A 17,069-nucleotide genomic window follows, 5' to 3' on the forward strand; every position below is an offset into this window, starting at 1 on the left:
GGTCAGGGCTCGGGCGCGCGCAGCACCCCCGCCGCGGCCCGCCCGTCGATGAAGCGCCACTCGTAGGCGAAGCGCAGGGTGTCGTATTGCGCGCGCACCGCCGGCGGGAAGGGGTCGAAGGGACTGGCCAGGCGCACCAGGTCGATGGCGGCCTGGTCCAGGGTGCCGCTGCCGGAGGAGCGCGTGACGCGCACCTCGGCCAGCGTGCCGTCGTCGGACACCGCCACCTCGAGCACCGGGTTGCGGTCGTGCGCGCGGCGCGCCACGGCAGGGAAGTTCAGCGTGCCGAGCCGCTCCATGCGCGCTTTCCAGCCGGCGAGATACTCGGCGAACACGCTCTCGCGCGCATCGATGGAAATGAAGAACTCGCGCGGGTTGGTGTCGCTGACCCGGGTCAGTCCGCCGTCCGGGCGCGGCTCGACGGGTTGCGGCTCGGCCTCGCGCTGCGGCGGCGCGATGGCAGCGGCCAGCGGTCCCTGCCACGAGCTCACCAGCGCCTCGGCGGGGCGTTCGGGCGGCGGTGGCTCGGCCTCCACGGCCTCGGGCGCGGGCGGTTGCTCGTGGAATTCCGGGCGCAGGTCCGCGGCGACGTTGCCGCTGCCCTCCTGGTTGGCCTGGGCCAGGTAGCGCGCGTCGCTCGGCTCGCGCTCGTCCGGGGTCGGCGACTCCAGCAGGGTCACCTCCAGCGTCGGCACCTCGCTCGGGCCGGCCTGCTGCGGCCCGGAGAAGCTGACGCCGAGGATGAACAGCCCGTGCGCGGCCGCGGCGATGAAGATCGCCCAGCTGAGACGCTCGCCCGCCACCCAGCTGCTGCCGGCGGCATTCATGCGCGCGCCGCCTCCGGCCCGGCTTCCAGCTTGTCCACCACCACTGCTGCGATCACGCCGCTCACGATACCGAACACCAGCGCCGCGGTCAGCAGGAACGGCGCCAGCTTCAGGATCGCGGGGTGCGGGATGAAAAGCTGCCAGGCGACCAGCACCTGCGTGCCCATGTGCGCCAGCGCGGCGCAGACGCTGTAGCCGGCGGCGCCGAGCCAGCGCCCGCCGAGGCGCTGCGCCAGCCACAGCGCCACCAGCGCGGCCGCGGCGCCGCTGGCGCTGAGGATGAAGGTGGGACTGAGAAAGGTGCCGACCAGCAGGCTGCCGGCGAGCACCCGGAGGCCGGCCACCCAGGCGGCGACACCCCAGCCCCAGCGCAACAGCACCACCACGGTGATGACGTTGGCCAGGCCGGGCTTCACCCCGGGCAGCGGGCTGGGCAGCGCCGCCTCGAGGATGTGGATGGCAATGGCCAGCGCGGCGAAGCCGGCGATCAGCCGGTCGCGCTGCGGCCCGGCGGGCGGGGCGCGCTCAGAAACTGACGGCATCGAACTCGCGCCGGCCGCCGGCGACCTCGACCACCACGCCGTTCGGCAGGCAGGCCGCCACCTGGCCGCTGCGCGACAGCCAGCCGGCATGCACGCACTGGCGTCCGACACAGGGCGAGTCGTTGAAGCGCACGCGGCCGCCGCGCACCTCGATGATGCTGGCGCCGAGGCGGCCCGTGATCTCGACCACGGTGTCCGCGGCCAGCGCCAGCCGTTGCGGCGCCGCGTCCGGCGCGCTGATCTCGGCGTACTCCGCCGCGCCGCCGCCGGACCACAGCGCCGCCCACGAGGCGCCGACCAGCAGGCCGGCGGCAACAATCACCACGAGATCTGCCGGGCGCAGGGGTTTCACGGCAGCGGCCGCACCCGGGCCTGGCCGCCGTAGGCCGCGTCGGTGAACCAGATGCGCGGCTGCATCGCGGGCGTGAGCTCGATGCCGCCGTCCGCGCGCACCACCATCACCGCCTCGATGCCGAGCGCCGCGGCGACCGCGGGCCAGGCCTCCGGACCCGCCACCATCAGGGCCGTGGCGGCGGCGTCGGCGCGGCCGGCGTCGGCATGCAGCACGGTGACGGACACCAGTCCCGCCGTCGGGTAGCCGGTGCGCGGGTCGAGGATGTGGTGGTAGCGCCGGCCGTCATGCTCGAACCAGCGCTCGTAGTCGCCGGAAGTGAACACGGCCTCGTCGCCAGCCGTCTCCAGCGCCGCCAGCACGCCGGCCGGGTCGCGCGGGGCGCGGATGCCGATGCGCCAGGGCCGGTCGCCCTTGCGGCCGATGGCGCGCAGGTCGCCGCCGGCGTTGACGATGGCGTGCTCGATGCCGCGCGCGCGCAGCAGGGCGATGGCGCGATCCACCGCCACGCCCTTGGCGAAACCGCCGAGGTCGACCTGCAGCGGTCGCTCTTCCAGCCAGGCCGCCACGGCCTCGGGCGGCGGCGGCGCGGCCGGCAGGCTCTCGGCGGAAGCGAAGCCCCACAGCTGCACCAGCGCACCCAGCCCCGGGTCGAACAGCCCGCCGGTGTCCTGCGCCAGGCCGTTGGCCGCGGCGATCAGCATGCCGAGGTCCGCGTCCACCGCCGCCGGGTCCGTCGCCGGGTCAGCAGCCAGCATGGTGTTGAGGCGGCCGAGCGCGCCGTCTCCCTGCGGCTGCCAGGCGCGGTGCAGGTCATGGAACAGCCGCTCGACCTCGCGCGCGGCGGTCCCGGCCTCGTCCGCCGGCACGCCGTACACGGTGACGTCGACCAGGGTGCCCATGGCCATGAAGCGGTGCTGCGTGGCGTTCTCCTGCGCGTCGCGCCCGCAGCCCGCCAGGCCAAGCGCGGCCAGGCCCAGCACGGCAAGGCTGAGCGCCGCCGGCAGCCGCCACGCGTGCGGCCAGGCCCGTCTCAACGCGCCCCCAGCCGGCGCTCGATGGCGTCGAACAGGCCGCTGCAGATATTGGCGTCGTAGAGCCGGTCGAGCTCGCGCACGCCGGTGGGGCTGGTGACGTTGACCTCGGTGAGCTTGTCGCCGATGACGTCCAGCCCGGCGAAGAGGATGCCCTTGTCGCGCAGCACCGGCCCGACCGCGGCGCAGATCTCGCGCTCGTGCGGCGTCAGGTCGCGGCCCTCGCCCTTCGCCCCGGCCGCCAGGTTGCCGCGGTTCTCGCCCGCCGCCGGGATGCGCGCCAGGGCGTGGTCGAAGGGCTCGCCGTCCACCAGCAGGATGCGCCGGTCGCCGCCCGCCACGATCTCCGGGATGTACTGCTGGATCATGGCGAAACGGCTGTCGTGGGCGGTGAGCGTCTCGAGGATGACGCCGGTGTTGGCGTCGCCGGGCTTGAGCACGAAGATGGAGCGCCCGCCCATGCCGTCCAGCGGCTTCACCACCGCGGCGCCGTAGCGCTCGACGAAGCGGCGCATGTCGGCCATGGAGCGGGTCACCATGGTCGGCGGCGTGAACTCCGGGAACCACATGGTGAAGGCCTTCTCGCTCACGTCGCGCAGCGCGGCCGGCTTGTTCACCACCAGCGCGCCGTGCTCCTCGGCGCGTTCCAGCAGGAAGGTGGTGTAGATGTACTCCATGTCGAAGGGCGGGTCCTTGCGCATCAGGATCACGTCCAGTGCCGCCGGGTCGCCCTCGCGTGCCTCGCCCAGCGCGTACCAGCACTCGGGGTCGTCGCGCAGCTCCAGCGCGCGCATGCGTGCGCCGAGGCGGCCCTCCAGCACCCACAGGTCGCGCTGGGTCATGTACTCCAGCGCATAGCCGCGCCGCTGCGCCTCCAGCAGCATCGCCAGCGTGGTGTCCTTGGCGGGCTTGATGTGCTCGATCGGGTCCATGACCACGCCGAGGCGGATCTGCGCTTTGCTCATCGGGGTGCTCCTGTCATAGCCGGCAACTATATCAAGGGGTGAGGCCATGGGCGCATGGCGGGTAGGGGCGCGATATGTTAAAAATCGAGCACTTCAAGCGGAGGATCACGGTGGACGCAGACGAGTCGCGCAGCCTCGAGGGGCTGAAAGTGCTGGTGGTGGACGACAGCAAGACCATCCGCCGGACCGCGGAGACGCTGCTCACCAAGGAGGGCTGCGAGGTCTATACCGCGGTGGACGGGTTCGATGCCCTGTCGAAGGTGGCCGACCATCACCCCGATATCATCTTCGTGGACATCATGATGCCGCGGCTGGACGGCTACCAGACCTGCGCCCTGATCAAGCACAACAAGGTCTTCAAGACGACGCCGGTGATCATGCTGTCGAGCAAGGACGGCCTGTTCGACCGCGCGCGCGGCCGCATCGTGGGTTCCGAACAGTACCTGACGAAGCCTTTCACGCGCGACGAGCTGCTGTCCGCCATCGGCACGCACGTCAAGTCCTGAGGACCGCGACCGGCGGAGGAACAAGCATGGCCCTGGTACTCATCGTGGACGATTCCCCGACCGAAGTGCACGTGCTCGGCGGTTACCTGAAGAAGCACGGCTTCGAGATCGAGGCCGCCTCCGACGGCCGCGAGGGCATCGAGAAGGCGCGCGCGCTGAAGCCCGACCTGGTGCTGATGGACGTGGTGATGCCGGGCATGAACGGCTTCCAGGCGACGCGCGAGCTGGCCCGCGCGCCGGACACCGCCGACATCCCGGTGGTGATGGTGACCACCAAGGGGCTGGAGACCGACAAGATCTGGGGCATGCGCCAGGGCGCCAAGGACTACCTCGTCAAGCCCGTCTCGGAGACGCAACTGGTGGAGAAGGTAAGGGCGGCCCTGGGCAGCAATGACTGAAGCGTCCTTCACCGAGCTGCGCGACGATCCATGGGCGCTGCTGCGCGCCATGGAGCAGCGTGCGCTCGCCAGTGCCGAGGCTGCCGACGAGGGCCTGGCGGCGCGCGAGTGGGTGGGCATCGGTTTCCGCCTCGGCGACGAGCACTTCCTCGCCCCGCGCGAGGAAGTGCGCGAAATCGTGGCCTGCCCGGCGAAACTGGCGCGCGTGCCCGGGGCGCGGCCCTGGGTGGCGGGCCTGGCCAGCCTGCGCGGCCAGCTGCTGACCGTGATCGACATGAAGGCCTTCCTCGGCGGCGGCGCGACGCGGCTCGGGCGCGACACCCGCGTGGTGGTCATCAACCATCGCGAGCTGGGCGCCGGGCTGCTGGTCGACGAGGTGTACGGCTTCCGCCGCTTCCCGGACAGCGAGCGCCTGGAGACGCCGCCCGAGGGCGAGCTGCGCTGCCGGCGCTACCTCTCGGGCGCCTTCCCGCACGGCGACGACGCCTGGCCGGTGTTCGACCTGCAGGCGCTGGCCGAGAGTCCCAATTTCCTGCACGCGGCGCGTGACGACTGAGGCGCCGCGGCAATGACTTCCAGTATGGAAAAAAGCATGAGACAGCATTCGCGGGGCATGGCCCTGTTGCCGATCCTGGGCCTGGTGCTGGTCGCGGTCGTGCTGGCCGCGGCGGTGATGATCTGGCGCGGCCTGCCGCCGGACGCCACGCTCGGCTCGGGCGCGGCGGCGCCGCTGTGGCTGGCGCTGGGCGCGCTGCTGCTGTCGCTGGGGCTGGTCGCGGCGCTGTTCCGCGGCGAGGAAGTGCGGCGCCGCTCGGCGGAGCAGGCGCGCCAGAACGAGCGCAACCAGGCCGCCATCCTGCGGCTGCTGGACGAGCTCGGCACGCTGGCCGACGGCGACCTCACGGTGCAGGCCTCGGTCACCGAAGACATCACCGGCGCCATCGCCGATTCCATCAACTACGCCATCGAGGCCCTGCGCGAGCTGGTGGAGACCATCAACCAGAGCGCCATCAAGGTCGACGCCGCGGCGCGCCAGGCCCAGGCCACGGCCACGCACATGTCGGAAGCCAGCGACACCCAGCTGCGCCAGGCCAGCGACGCCACCGAGTCCATCGCCCGCATGGCGGCTTCCATCGAGGCCGTGTCCGGCGACGCCGAGCGCGCCGCCGACGTGGCGCGCCACTCGGTGGACGTGGCGCACAAGGGCGGCGCCGCCGTGCGGCGCACCATCCAGGGCATGAACGCCATCCGCGAGACCATCCAGGACACCTCCAAGCGCATCAAGCGCCTCGGCGAGAGCAGCCAGGAGATCGGCAACATCGTCGAGCTCATCAACGACATCGCCGAGCAGACCAACATCCTCGCCCTGAACGCCTCCATCCAGGCCTCCATGGCCGGGGAGTCCGGGCGCGGCTTCGCCGTGGTGGCGGACGAAGTGCAGCGCCTCTCCGAGCGCGCCGCCAACGCCACGCGCCAGATCGAGGTGCTGGTGAAGACCATCCAGTCGGACACCAACGAGGCCGTGACCTCCATGGAGCGCAGCACCACCGACGTGGTGGGCGGCGCGCTGCTGGCGGAGAACGCCGGCGCGGCGCTGGACGAGATCGAGAGCGTGTCCAACCAGATCGCCACGCTGGTGCAGAACATCTCGCGCTCGGCGCGCGACCAGGCCACTGCAGCCACCGACATCACGCGCAACATGAACGTGCTGCGCGAGATCAGCGAGCAGACGGCCGACGCCACCGGCGCCACCTCGCAGTCCATCAGCAAGCTCGCCGACCTCGCCACCCAGCTGCGTAATTCCGCGGCCGGCTTCAGGCTGCCGGAGACGCCGCAGAAGTGAGTTCCAGGGCTTCCCCACAACTGCTCTGGGTGACCGGCGAGGTCACCACGGTGATGAACGAGGCGCGCATCGCGCTGGAGGAGTTCGCCGAGCACCCCGAGCAACGCGAGCTCATGGCGCACTGCGCCGCGCTGCTGCACCAGGCGCACGGTGCGCTGCGCATCGCCGAGGTCTACGGCGCCTCGCTGCTGGCCGAGGAGATGGAGCAGCTGGCGTTGCACCTGCAGCGCAGCGCCGGGGTCGGGCACCAGCACGAGGAGGCCATGGAGGCGCTCTCGCGCGCCATCGTGCAGCTGCCGCCTTATCTCGAGCGGGTGGTCAGCGGCGGTCGCGACATCCCGCTGGTGCTGCTGCCGCTCTTGAACGACCTGCGCGCCGCGCGCGGCTCGGCGCTGCTGTCCGAGAACACGCTGCTGCTGCTCAACCTGCCGAGCGAGAGCCAGCTGGCGCCGGGGCGCGTGCGCCCGTCGCCGTCGGGCGAGAACATCGTCGCGCTGGCGCGCCAGCTGCGCCCGCGTTACCAGGCCGCACTGCTGTCCTGGATTCGCGGCGAGCGTCCCGACAGCAGCCTCGCCGTGATCGCCGACGTGGCCGCGTCGCTGGAGCGCGCCGCCGCCGAGCCCGCCGTGTACCAGCTGTGGTGGGTGCTGAGCGGCGTGGTGGAAGCGCTGCGCCAGGGCGGGCTCCCGGCCAGCGCCTCGCTGAAGCGCCTGCTCGGCCAGGTGGACCGCCAGGTGCGGCGCATGATCGAGGAGGGCGAGGCCGCGGTCGCCGCGGCGCCGCCGGTGGAGCTGCTCAACAGCCTGCTGTTCTACGTCGCCCGCTCGACCACGCGCGGCACCCGCGTCAGCGCCATCCGCGACACCTTCAGCCTGGGCGACCTGCTGCCGGACCAGTCCGACGTGGCGCATGCGCGCGACAGCCTCGGCGGTCCCAGCGTGCAGCTGATGCACACCGTGGCCGACGCCATCCGCGAAGACCTCGCCAAGGTCAAGGACGCGCTCGACCTGCATGCGCGCACCGGCAGCATTCCCACCGAGGTGCTGGACAACCAGTTCGGCATGCTGGGCAAGATCGGCGACACCCTCGGCGTGCTCGGCCTGGGCGAGATCCGCGAGCAGGTGCAGCGGGAAGCGCAGCGCCTGCGCGGGCTGCTGGACAAGGACCGGGCGCAGACCGAGGACGAGCTGCTCGCGGTCGCCGCCAACCTGCTGCGGGTCGAGGACCGCCTGGACGAGCAGCTGGTCGGGCTGGTGCTGGACGAGCCGCGGCCCGCCGGCGCCGCGCCTGGCGAGACGCCGGAGGAGGACCAGCCCGATCCCATGCGCCAGGTGACGGAGGCGCTGCTGCGCGAGTGCCTGGTCAACATGGCGCGCGTGCGCGACGCCATCAACGAACGCCTTGCCGGGCCGGTGGATCCCCAGGTCGTGGACGCCGTGCCGGGCTTGCTCCAGGGCGTGACCGCGGCGCTGCTGATGCTGGAGCAGCCGCGCGCGGTGGCGGTGATGGAAGGCATCACGCGCCACGTGCGCCGCCTGGTCGACCCGGGCGGCGAAGACATGCCGCGCCAGGCGCTGGACCGGCTCGCCGACGCCATCGTCAGCGTCGAGTACTTCATGGAGACGATCCGCGCCGGGCGCAAGCTGCCGCTGTTCATGCTGGAGAATGCCGAGGAATGCCTCGCCGCGCTCGGCCGCGAGGAAGAGCGCGAGCATGCCCCCCCGGCGCCGGCCGCCCCTGAAGAGCCGCTGCTCGAGCCGGCGCCGGAGGCGATCACCGCGCCGGAGCCCGAGCCCGAGCCGGAACCCGAGCCCGAACCCGAATACGCGCCCGAACCGCAACCCGAGTACGAGCCCGAAGCCGAAGCCGAAGCCGAAGCCGAGCCGGAACCCGAAGCCGAGCCCGAACCCGAGCTGGAAGCGGCAGCTGCGCCGCCGCCCGTCGCGCCGGTGCTGCCCGTCTACGAAGGCGCCGAGGAGCCGGATACCGAGCTCATCGAGCTGTTCATCGAGGAGGCGAAGGAACTCGAGGCGACCGCCCGCGCCTCGTACACGCAATGGGCCGGCAACGAAGACGTCGATGCGCTCGGCACGCTGCGGCGCGCCTTCCACACCCTGAAGGGCAGCGGCCGCATGGTCGGCGCACGCCGTATCGGCGAATACGCCTGGAGCGTCGAGCAGATGCTCAACGCGCTGATCGAGGGGCGCATCACGCGCAGCGACGCCCTGGTGCAGTTCCTCGGCGAGGCGGTGGCCCAGGTGCCGGGCCTGGTCGAGCAGATCGAGACGGGCCGCGTGCCCACGGCGGATATCGAGAGACTGATGGCCCGCGCCGAGGCGTTTGCCGCCGGCCGCGGCGAGCAGGTTGCAGCCGAGCCCGAGCCGGAGCCTGAGCCTGAAGCCGTGCCGGAATCGGCGCCGGCGCCCGAGCCCGAGCCCGAGCCGGAGCCGGAGCCGGAGCCGGAGCCGGAACCCGAGATGGACCCCGTGCTGCGGGACATCTTCACGCGCGAGGCGAACGGGCACCTCGCCGACCTGCGCACCTTCATTCACGACTGCGGCATGCGCACGCCGCCTTACGCCGTCACCGAGTCTGCGCATCGCGCCTGCCACACGCTGGCGGGCAGCGCCAACATGGCCGACGTCGCGGCGGTGGTGGAAATCGCGCGCCCGCTGAACGATTACCTGCGGCAGCTGTACGACGACCACGTCGGCCTGCCGCCGGCCGGCCTGAAACTGGTGGGCCGGTCCGTGGACGCCATCGCGCGGGTGGTGCGGGCGCTGGAGGAGGGGCATGGCCCCGGCGCGCCGGACACCGCGCTGGCGGACGACATCCGCGCCCTGCACCAGGACTACGAGCTGCGCGCCGAGGCGGGCGCCGTGGACACGGTCCTCGAGCAGCCGGAGTTCGACTTCGAGATCCTCGGCATCTTCGTCGAGGAAGCCGCAGAAATCCTCGAGGAAGCGCAGGACGCGATGGCGGCGTGGCGCGCCAGTCCCGAGGGCGGCGAACCACTGCGCGCCTTGCAGCGGCACCTGCACACCATCAAGGGCAGCGCGCGCCTGGCCGGCGTGAGCACCATCGGCGACTTCAGTCACGCGCTGGAAAACCTGTTCGAGGGCCTCGCCGAGGGCCGGCGCCAGGTTGCGCCCGGCCTCGCCGACGTGGTGCAGCGCTGCCTCGATGCGCTGCACGGCATGCGCGACGTTGCCGCGCAGGGCCGCATGCCGGAGATTCCGCCGGGGCTGCTGGCCCAGCTCGAGGCGCCGCCTGCGCCCGAGCCGGAGCCGGAGCCGGAGGAAGAAGAGACTTTCGAAGACACCGCCACTTTCGTCGAGCCGATCGAGACAACGCCGCCCGAGCCGGAACCCGAGCCCGAGCCCGAGCCCGAGCCGGAACCGGTGCCAGAGCCGGAGCCGGAACCCGAGCCGATGCCCATGCCGGAGCCGCTGCCCCGGCCGGTCCCCGCGCCGACGCCGGCGGCCGCCCTGCCGCGCCAGGAGCTGGCGCGCGTGGACGCGGCCCTGCTGGAGAAGCTGCTCGACAACGCCGGCGAGGTGGGCATCTACCGCAGCCGCCTGGAAGAGCAGCTCGGCTCGGTGCAGTTCAACCTCGAGGAGCTGAACGCGACCTTCGTGCGCCTGCGCGACCAGCTGCGCAAGATGGAAATCGAGACCGAGACGCAGATCCTGCACCGCCACCAGGGCGAGGTGGATCCGCGCGGCGACTTCGACCCGCTGGAGCTGGACCGCTATTCCACCATCCAGCAGCTGTCGCGGGCCCTGGCCGAGACCGCCAGCGACGTGGCCAGCATCCAGCAGCTCATCAGCGAGCGCATCCGCGAGGCCGAGAACCTCATCGTGCAGCAGTCGCGCGCGGTCAGCGAACTGCAGGACGGGCTCATGCGCACGCGCCTGGTGCCCTTCAACCGCCACGCCCAGCGCCTGTCGCGGCTGGTGCGCCAGTCCGCCTCGGAGTTCGGCCGGCGCGCCGAGCTGCAGGTGGTCGGCGGCACCGCCGAGCTGGACCGCCAGATCATGGATCGCATGCTCGGCCCCATCGAGCACCTGCTGCGCAACGCCATCATCCACGGCATCGAGTCGCCGGAGCGCCGCGCCGCGGTGGGCAAGCCGGAGACCGGCCGCGTCACCGTCAGCGTGGGCCGCGAGGGCGCCGAGGTCGTGGTCGAAGTGAGCGACGACGGCGCGGGCCTGGACCTCGAGGCCATCCGCCGCAAGGGCCAGGCGCTGGGCCTGGTCGGGCGCGACGACAAGCTGAACAACGAGGCGGCCGCGGCGCTGATCCTGCGCCCCGGCTTCAGCACGGCGCAGCAACTCAGCCAGGGCGCCGGCCGCGGCGTCGGCACCGACGTGGTGGCGAGCGAGGTGCGCCAGCTCGGCGGTGCGCTGGAAGTGCGCAACCGCCCGGGCGAGGGCGTGACTTTCGAGATCCGCCTGCCGTTCACCCGCGCCATCACCCAGGCGCTGGTCGCCCGGGCCGGCGACGAGTGGTACGCATTGCCGCTGCCGGCAGTCGAAGGCGTGGTGCGCGTGCCGGCCAACGAGCTGGGCCGTTACTTCGGGCCGCACGCCATCCCCTTCCGCTACGGCGACCACGACTACCACTTCGAGCACGTGGCTGCGCTGGTCGACGGCGAGGCCGCGGCGCTGCCGGAGACCGGCACGGTGTCTGCCATCCTGGTGCGCGCCGCCGAGCGTCCCACCGCGCTGCTCACCGACGAGATGCTGGGCGCGCGCGAGATCGTGGTGAAGCCGCTCGGCCCGCAGCTGGCCGCCATCCGCGGCGTCGCCGGCGCCACCATCCTCGGCGACGGCAAGATCGTGCTCATCCTCGACGTGGCGGCCCTGATCCGCGCCCGGGTGCGTGCGCCCGAGCCGCCGCCGCCGGTGCCGATGAAGGCCAAGGAAGACGAGCGCACTTTCGTCATGGTGGTGGACGACTCCATCACCGTGCGCCGCGTCACCGAACGGCTGCTCGAGCGCAACGGCATGCGCGTGATCACGGCCAAGGACGGCGTCGACGCCGTGGCCCTGCTGCAGGAACACACGCCCGACATCATGCTGCTGGACATCGAGATGCCGCGCATGGACGGCTACGAGGTGGCCAGCCACGTGCGCAACGACCCGCGGCTGAGGCACATCCCGATCGTCATGATCACCTCGCGTGTCGGCGAGAAGCATCGTGCGCGCGCCATGGAGATCGGCGTCGATCACTACCTCGGCAAGCCCTACCAGGAGAGCGACCTGTTGAACGCCATCCGCAGCCTGGTCGGCGAAGAGGCCGAGCGCGGGGAGAGCGACGATGGATGAGCCACAGGAAGAACTGCTGCACTGCCTGCTGCTGCCGCTGGTCGGCCGGCGGCTGCTGCTGCCGCGCGCCTGCGTCGCCGAGGTCATCGGCCTCGGGCGCATGCAGCTGCGCGAGGAAGAGCCCGACTGGCTGCTCGGCGAAGTCGCCTGGGGCGACCGCATGGTGCCGCTGGTCTCCTTCGAATCCGCCTGCGGCGACCCGGTGCCGGAGATCGGCGGCCGCAGCCGCGCCGTGATCCTCAGGAGCCTGACCGGCAAGCTCGGCCGCGGCGGCATGGCGTTGCTGTGCCAGGGCCTGCCGCAGCTGGTGCGCCTCAGCGCCGACGTCATCGAGCTGGACCAGTCGAGCGGCAACGGGAACGGCAACGGCAACGGTAACGGCGATAACGGTCATGGCCATGGCCTGGACGCCGATGCGCCCGTGCTGTGCCGGCTCAAGGTGCTGAACGAGACGCCGGTGATACCCGATCTCGAACGGCTCGAGCGCGAGATCAGCGAGATCCTGCACGGGGCTTGATAACCCCGCCCTGGCCTCAGCCGCGCCGCAGGCGTGACTCGATCGCCAGCAGCGTATTCACGAAATCCGGCTTCGCCAGCGCTGCGGCGACCAGCGCGAGCACGCCGTCCACCAGCGCCAGCAGCGGCTGGGCGTGCAGGATGGCCAGCACCAGCACCACGAGCGGAATGACGTCCAGCAACGCCGCGGTGCGCATGCTGGCGAACTGCACGCGCACGAAAGCCTCGCCCTCGACGTCGCCGTGCTCCAGCTCGCGCCACGGCTTCGCCCCTGCCACCACGCGATCCGGCTGGAGGCGTCGCCGCGTGAAGGCGCGCCCGCTCGCGAGCAGGAACGCGAGCGCCACCAGCGAGACGTTCCACAGCGCCTGGCGCGGCAGCCATTCCACGATCGGCCCGTAGGGGATCGCCAGCAGGATCACCGCCGCCACCAGCGGCCCGCCGAGCGAGCCGTACCAGAGCATGTTGAGGATGCGCTGCTGGAAGCGCTTGTCGTTCGGGTCGTACATGGCGTCAGGGTAACGGCGGGTCGTGGCGAGGTCATGTTTCTGCACCAGCCTTCGGGAAAAGCGGCCTTGCGGATGTGGTTCCGCCGATTCACGGTGGCGCGGCGACGAGTGCAATTGAAGTGTACGGGAATTATCCGTACATTTAGGATCATGCCAAGGAAAAGACCCATGGAAGCAGTACAGCTCAAAAGCGAGCGGCTGGAGGCCCGGCTCCGCCCAGAGGACAAGGCGCTGATGCAGCGCGCCGCGGAACTTTCCGGCCGTAAGCTCAGCGAGTTCGTGATCTCGAGCGCACGTGAGGCGGCCGTCGAGACGCTCCGCCGCCATGAAAGCCTGGTGCTCGGCGATCCGCGCGACCAGGCGGCGTTCGCGGCGGCCCTGCTGCAGCCGCCGGCGCCAAGCCGTCGGCTGAAAGCGGCAGCCCGGCGGTATCGCACGCTGACCGGCAACTGACGCGCCGATGAGGCCAGCGGCGGGCGGCCGGCGGTTCAACGTGGAGATGCTCGGGCGACAGCACGACCGGCGTCGCTTCAGTTGCGAATGTGCGCCGTTGGAAGATTACCTGCACCAGCGTGCGCTGCAGGACCAGCACAAGCGCATTGCCGTCTGCCACGTACTCGTGGCGTCCGACGAGCCCACGCGGATCCTCGGCTATTACACGCTGTCGAGCTACACCGTTCGCCTCGCCGAACTGCCACCGGACGAGTCTGCCCGGTTGCCGCGTTATCCCGATGTGCCGGTGGCGCTGCTGGGGCGGCTGGCCGTCGACAGCGCGCACCGCGGGCAGGGCTGCGGCGAGTTGCTGTTGCTGGATGCCATGCATCGATGCTTCACGCGGGTCGCGAGCCAGATGGCGATCTACGCGCTGGTCACGCACGCCAAGAGCGACATGGCAGCAGCCTTCTATCGCCGTTACGACTTTGTGTCCCTGCCCTCGACGCCGCTGACCCTGTTCCTGCCAATGGGTACCATTGCGCGCCTGTACGAAGACTGATGTGGCCCGAGTGCGCTAAGTTGCTTCCCAGGAGGAGGTGAATAATGAAACTGACCCGCACGATGCTGCTGGCGGCGCTGTTGGCCGGGACGATGCCGGCCGCGCCGGCCGTGGCCGATGAGTGGCGGAGCCTGGACGAAGGCATCCGCCCGAGCGAACAGCTGGTGATCGGCGGCCAGCCCACCGCCGCGCTGCTGCGCGAGGCGGCGGAGGCCGGCATCGAGCTGGTGGTCAATTTCCGTCCGGCGGGCGAGGAAGACCTGGACTACGACGAGGCGGCATTGGTGGCCGAGCTCGGGCTCGCTTACCTCCAGGTGCCCGTGGCCAAACAGGGCAGCCTGACGGAGGAGAATGTCCGGCTTTTCGACGCCGTGCTCGAGCGGGTCGGCGAGCAGCCGGCGCTGATGCACTGCTCGACCGGGAACCGCGTCGGCGCCATGTTCGCGCTGCATGCGGCCCGTTATCGCGGCATGGACACTGAGGCGGCGGTCGCGCTCGGCAAGGCCCACGGGCTGACGCACTTCGAGGACGAGGTGCGGGCCGAGCTGGCGCATGATGCGAAGGAGCGTGCACAACCATGACGCTCACACCCCAGGACCTCGACGAGCTGCGCGCGGCGAAGCAGATCCTCGAGAAGCCGAGCTTCGTCGCGCGCGTCAGCAATGCCGTGGGCGCGCCGCTGGAGAAGAGCTTCATAGCGCTGCCCAAGCCGGTGACCAAGGTGGTGGGCGATCTCACCGAGACGGTGGTGGGCAAGGCCTTCGACTCGGCGCTGTACACGCTGCGGGACCCCAAGGCCGAGGCGTCGTCCAACCTGACGCACAAGCTGGCGGCCATGGCCTCAGGCGCGGTCGGCGGCGCGTTCGGCATGGGCGCGCTGGCGCTGGAGCTGCCGGTGTCCACCACCATCATGCTGCGCTCCATCGCGGATATCGCGCGCAGCGAGGGCGAGGACCTGCGCTCGCCCGAGGCCAAGGTGCAGTGCATCCAGGTGCTGGCGCTGGGCGGGCCGAGCAAGTCCGACGACGCGGCCGAGAAGGGCTACTTCGGCGCGCGCGCCGCGCTCGCCAAGGCGGTCTCGGACGCGGCGAAATACCTCGCCGCACACCAGGCGGGCGCCCGGGGCGCGCCGGCCATCGTGCGGCTCATCACCCAGGTGGCGTCGCGCTTCTCCGTGGTGGTGTCGCAGAAGGCGGCGGCGCAATCCGTGCCGCTGGTCGGCGCCTTCGGCGGCGCCACCATCAACGCCCTGTTCATCGGCCACTACCAGGACATGGCGCGCGGCCACTTCACGGTGCGCCGGCTCGAGCGCGCGCATGGGGCGGAGGCGGTGCGGGCGGCTTACGAGCAGTTATAGCCATGTTCGAAGTCATCTGCGTCACCTTCGCCTTCTTCTTCGGGCTGGCCGTCAAGCAGGTCGGCCTGCCGCCGCTGGTCGGGTTCCTGGCCGCGGGCTTCGCCATCAACTTCTTCGGTCCCACCCTCGGCTTGCCCGAGGAGAGCGGCGAGATCCTGAAGTACGTCGCGCACCTCGGCGTGCTGATGCTGCTGTTCGCCGTCGGCCTGAAGCTGCGCCTGGGGCAGATCACACAGCCGCAGGTGCTCGGCGGCGCGCTGATCCACTTCGGCATCAGCATGTCCGTGTTCACCCTCGGCCTGGCGCTGTTTCTCGAGCTCGACTGGAACACCGCCCTGCTGCTGGGCATCGCGCTGTCGTTCTCCTCCACCGTGTTCTCGGCCAAGATCCTCGAGGCCAAGCGCGACATCGGCGCCTTCTACGGTCGCACCACCATCGGCATCCTGATCGTGCAGGACATCGTCGCGCTGGTGGTGCTCGCCGTCTGGGGCGGCCACGCGCCGACGCCCTGGGCGCTGGGCCTGCTGGCGCTGCCTTTCCTGCGCCCGGTGCTGCACTGGCTGCTGGACTTCACCGGCCACGACGAGCTGCTGGTGCTGATGGGCATGCTGTTCGCGCTCGTGCTGGGCGGCATGGGTTTCGAGAGCGTGGGGCTGAGTTCCGAGATCGGCGCGCTGGTGATGGGCCTGCTGCTGTCCACCCACCAGCGTTCCAAGGAACTGGCGGAGGCGATCTGGGCGCTGAAGGAAGTGTTCCTGGTCGGCTTCTTCCTGCAGATCGGGATGTCCGGCCTGCCGGGCTGGGGCGATCTCGCTTTTGCGCTGGCCGTGGCGCTGATGCTGCCGCTCAAGGGTGTGCTGTTCTTCTTCATCCTGGTCAAGTTCCGGCTGCGCGCGCGCACCGCTTTCATGGCCTCGGCCAGCCTTGCCGCCTACAGCGAGTTCGGGTTGATCGTGGCTGCCGCGGTGCTGCCGGAGTGGCTGGTCCCGCTGGCCATGGCGGTGAGCCTGTCCTTCGTCATCGCGGCCCCGGTCAACCGCTTCGCGCCGTCCCTGTTCGACCGCCTCGAGCGCCGCCTGGAACATTTCGAGCCCTCGAAGGTGCACGTCGACGAGCTGCCCACCGACCTCGGCAACGCGCGCATCCTGATCCTCGGCATGGGCCGCACCGGCACCGCCGCCTACGAGCACCTGCGCCCGTCGTGCGACCGCATCGTCGCCGTCGACGCCGACCCCTACAAGATCGACAGTCACAAGAAAGCCGGCCGCAACGTGCTGTTCGCCGACGTCGAGGACGCGGGGTTCTGGCGCGGGCTCGACGTCTCTCATGTCGCGGCCGTGATCCTCGCCATGGACAGCGTCGAGGCCAAGGAATTCGCCGCCCGCGCGCTGCGGCGCAAGGGCTTCGACGGCCCCATCGTGTCGCATGCCCTGTACGAGGAGCACCTCGAGCGCCTCAAGAGCGCCGGCGCGACCCAGACCTACCTCACCATGCGCCAGGCCGGCATGGGGCTGGCGCAGCATGCGGCGCGGTCTATCGATCTCGACCTGGCGCCGTCGGAGGAGGGGTAGGGGCTCGGGATTGCCGGCGTTTCTCGCCAGAACCTCTGCGTATCCGGGGTGTCGGCCATGCGGGCTGGGATGAAGACTTCCCCGGATGGATTTCGACATCGTCAGCAGCATCCTGGGGGTTGAGACGATCGCCCGCGGGCGCGGCATCAGGGAGTTGGCGCGCTTGCGAAAACGCTATGGCCACGGACGGTGGCGCAAGCGCAAAGGTTATGCTGAAGTACGGCTGCCGGATGGCGAAACGCTGCTGGCGGAGCTTCACTGGTACGAAGCCGTGGGCATCGGCCGGCGAGAATTCAAGATCAAGCGGCTTTTGTGAGAGCGTTAG

General features: G+C 71.0%; 18 protein-coding genes. 12 read left to right on the plus strand and 6 right to left on the minus strand.

Annotated features, from left to right (window positions below; genetic code table 11):
* Positions 1 to 2: 2 nt before the first annotated feature.
* Genes G8346_RS03765 through gshB form a run of 5 tightly spaced genes read right to left on the minus strand, consistent with a single transcriptional unit; the run spans position 3 to position 3,720 of the window.
* Positions 3 to 827: a TonB family protein gene (locus G8346_RS03765; protein WP_166048381.1), complete on the minus strand. Its 825-nt coding sequence runs from the start codon at positions 825 to 827 to the stop codon at positions 3 to 5.
* Positions 824 to 1,369, minus strand: a complete 546-nt coding sequence (locus tag G8346_RS03770; RefSeq protein WP_166048383.1) for a Gx transporter family protein — start codon at positions 1,367 to 1,369, stop codon at positions 824 to 826. Before G8346_RS03770 ends, G8346_RS03765 begins: the two co-directional genes overlap by 4 nt.
* A complete protein-coding gene (locus G8346_RS03775) occupies positions 1,353 to 1,721 on the minus strand; it encodes a NusG domain II-containing protein (RefSeq protein WP_166048385.1) in 369 nt (122 codons plus the stop codon). The genes G8346_RS03770 and G8346_RS03775 overlap by 17 nt, the downstream gene beginning before the upstream one ends.
* Entirely contained in the window at positions 1,718 to 2,758 is a 1,041-nt protein-coding gene (locus G8346_RS03780) for an FAD:protein FMN transferase (protein ID WP_240901272.1), read from the minus strand. Before G8346_RS03780 ends, G8346_RS03775 begins: the two co-directional genes overlap by 4 nt.
* Complete coding sequence (gene gshB / locus G8346_RS03785) at positions 2,755 to 3,720, minus strand: glutathione synthase (protein ID WP_166048386.1); 966 nt, start codon at positions 3,718 to 3,720, stop codon at positions 2,755 to 2,757. The genes G8346_RS03780 and gshB overlap by 4 nt, the downstream gene beginning before the upstream one ends.
* 74 nt (positions 3,721 to 3,794) lie before the next feature.
* On the opposite strand from gshB, the gene G8346_RS03790 reads away from it, so the two are divergent.
* Genes G8346_RS03790 through G8346_RS03815 form a run of 6 tightly spaced genes read left to right on the plus strand, consistent with a single transcriptional unit; the run spans position 3,795 to position 12,314 of the window.
* Positions 3,795 to 4,226, plus strand: a complete 432-nt coding sequence (locus G8346_RS03790; RefSeq protein WP_166048388.1) for a PleD family two-component system response regulator — start codon at positions 3,795 to 3,797, stop codon at positions 4,224 to 4,226.
* Positions 4,227 to 4,252: 26 nt separating this feature from the next.
* Positions 4,253 to 4,624 carry a response regulator transcription factor gene (locus tag G8346_RS03795; RefSeq protein ID WP_166048390.1) on the plus strand — a complete coding sequence of 124 codons (372 nt, stop codon included), beginning with the start codon at positions 4,253 to 4,255 and terminating at the stop codon, positions 4,622 to 4,624.
* Entirely contained in the window at positions 4,617 to 5,180 is a 564-nt protein-coding gene (locus G8346_RS03800) for a chemotaxis protein CheW (protein WP_166048391.1), read from the plus strand. Before G8346_RS03795 ends, G8346_RS03800 begins: the two co-directional genes overlap by 8 nt.
* A gap of 36 nt (positions 5,181 to 5,216) precedes the next feature.
* A complete protein-coding gene (locus G8346_RS03805; RefSeq protein WP_370520528.1) occupies positions 5,217 to 6,467 on the plus strand; it encodes a methyl-accepting chemotaxis protein in 1,251 nt (416 codons plus the stop codon).
* Positions 6,464 to 11,797, plus strand: a complete 5,334-nt coding sequence (locus G8346_RS03810) for an Hpt domain-containing protein (RefSeq protein ID WP_166048395.1) — start codon at positions 6,464 to 6,466, stop codon at positions 11,795 to 11,797. The genes G8346_RS03805 and G8346_RS03810 overlap by 4 nt, the downstream gene beginning before the upstream one ends.
* A complete protein-coding gene (locus G8346_RS03815) occupies positions 11,790 to 12,314 on the plus strand; it encodes a chemotaxis protein CheW (protein ID WP_166048397.1) in 525 nt (174 codons plus the stop codon). Before G8346_RS03810 ends, G8346_RS03815 begins: the two co-directional genes overlap by 8 nt.
* Positions 12,315 to 12,330: 16 nt before the next feature.
* Here G8346_RS03815 and G8346_RS03820 read toward each other — a convergent pair whose 3' ends face one another.
* Complete coding sequence (locus tag G8346_RS03820; protein ID WP_166048399.1) at positions 12,331 to 12,867, minus strand: hypothetical protein; 537 nt, start codon at positions 12,865 to 12,867, stop codon at positions 12,331 to 12,333.
* Positions 12,868 to 12,990: 123 nt separating this feature from the next.
* Between G8346_RS03820 and G8346_RS03825 the strand changes: the two genes are divergently transcribed.
* The 6 genes from G8346_RS03825 to G8346_RS03850 all read left to right on the plus strand — a co-directional run bounded on the left by G8346_RS03825 (position 12,991) and on the right by G8346_RS03850 (position 17,060).
* Positions 12,991 to 13,275, plus strand: a complete 285-nt coding sequence (locus G8346_RS03825) for a DUF1778 domain-containing protein (protein ID WP_166048401.1) — start codon at positions 12,991 to 12,993, stop codon at positions 13,273 to 13,275.
* Between the two features lie 7 nt (positions 13,276 to 13,282).
* Entirely contained in the window at positions 13,283 to 13,816 is a 534-nt protein-coding gene (locus tag G8346_RS03830) for a GNAT family N-acetyltransferase (RefSeq protein WP_206202567.1), read from the plus strand.
* Positions 13,817 to 13,860: 44 nt separating this feature from the next.
* Entirely contained in the window at positions 13,861 to 14,397 is a 537-nt protein-coding gene (locus G8346_RS03835) for a protein tyrosine phosphatase family protein (RefSeq protein ID WP_166048403.1), read from the plus strand.
* Positions 14,394 to 15,173 carry an EcsC family protein gene (locus G8346_RS03840; RefSeq protein WP_166048405.1) on the plus strand — a complete coding sequence of 260 codons (780 nt, stop codon included), beginning with the start codon at positions 14,394 to 14,396 and terminating at the stop codon, positions 15,171 to 15,173. Before G8346_RS03835 ends, G8346_RS03840 begins: the two co-directional genes overlap by 4 nt.
* 2 nt (positions 15,174 to 15,175) lie before the next feature.
* Positions 15,176 to 16,744: a cation:proton antiporter family protein gene (locus tag G8346_RS03845; RefSeq protein WP_166048407.1), complete on the plus strand. Its 1,569-nt coding sequence runs from the start codon at positions 15,176 to 15,178 to the stop codon at positions 16,742 to 16,744.
* 85 nt (positions 16,745 to 16,829) lie between these two features.
* Complete coding sequence (locus G8346_RS03850) at positions 16,830 to 17,060, plus strand: hypothetical protein (RefSeq protein ID WP_166048409.1); 231 nt, start codon at positions 16,830 to 16,832, stop codon at positions 17,058 to 17,060.
* The last annotated feature ends 9 nt before the right edge of the window (positions 17,061 to 17,069 follow it).

Source organism: Thioalkalivibrio sp. XN279 (assembly GCF_011089885.1).
Taxonomy (GTDB): domain Bacteria; phylum Pseudomonadota; class Gammaproteobacteria; order Steroidobacterales; family XN24; genus XN24.

Coding starts and splice junctions, on each gene's coding strand:
- G8346_RS03765 (WP_166048381.1), bottom strand. CDS start 827: ATGAATGCCGCCGGCAGCAGCTGGGTGGCGGGCGAGCGTCTCAGCTGG.
- G8346_RS03770 (WP_166048383.1), bottom strand. CDS start 1,369: ATGCCGTCAGTTTCTGAGCGCGCCCCGCCCGCCGGGCCGCAGCGCGAC.
- gshB (WP_166048386.1), bottom strand. CDS start 3,720: ATGAGCAAAGCGCAGATCCGCCTCGGCGTGGTCATGGACCCGATCGAG.
- G8346_RS03790 (WP_166048388.1), top strand. CDS start 3,795: ATGTTAAAAATCGAGCACTTCAAGCGGAGGATCACGGTGGACGCAGAC.
- G8346_RS03795 (WP_166048390.1), top strand. CDS start 4,253: ATGGCCCTGGTACTCATCGTGGACGATTCCCCGACCGAAGTGCACGTG.
- G8346_RS03800 (WP_166048391.1), top strand. CDS start 4,617: ATGACTGAAGCGTCCTTCACCGAGCTGCGCGACGATCCATGGGCGCTG.
- G8346_RS03805 (WP_370520528.1), top strand. CDS start 5,217: ATGAGACAGCATTCGCGGGGCATGGCCCTGTTGCCGATCCTGGGCCTG.
- G8346_RS03815 (WP_166048397.1), top strand. CDS start 11,790: ATGGATGAGCCACAGGAAGAACTGCTGCACTGCCTGCTGCTGCCGCTG.
- G8346_RS03825 (WP_166048401.1), top strand. CDS start 12,991: ATGGAAGCAGTACAGCTCAAAAGCGAGCGGCTGGAGGCCCGGCTCCGC.
- G8346_RS03830 (WP_206202567.1), top strand. CDS start 13,283: ATGAGGCCAGCGGCGGGCGGCCGGCGGTTCAACGTGGAGATGCTCGGG.
- G8346_RS03835 (WP_166048403.1), top strand. CDS start 13,861: ATGAAACTGACCCGCACGATGCTGCTGGCGGCGCTGTTGGCCGGGACG.
- G8346_RS03840 (WP_166048405.1), top strand. CDS start 14,394: ATGACGCTCACACCCCAGGACCTCGACGAGCTGCGCGCGGCGAAGCAG.
- G8346_RS03845 (WP_166048407.1), top strand. CDS start 15,176: ATGTTCGAAGTCATCTGCGTCACCTTCGCCTTCTTCTTCGGGCTGGCC.
- G8346_RS03850 (WP_166048409.1), top strand. CDS start 16,830: ATGGATTTCGACATCGTCAGCAGCATCCTGGGGGTTGAGACGATCGCC.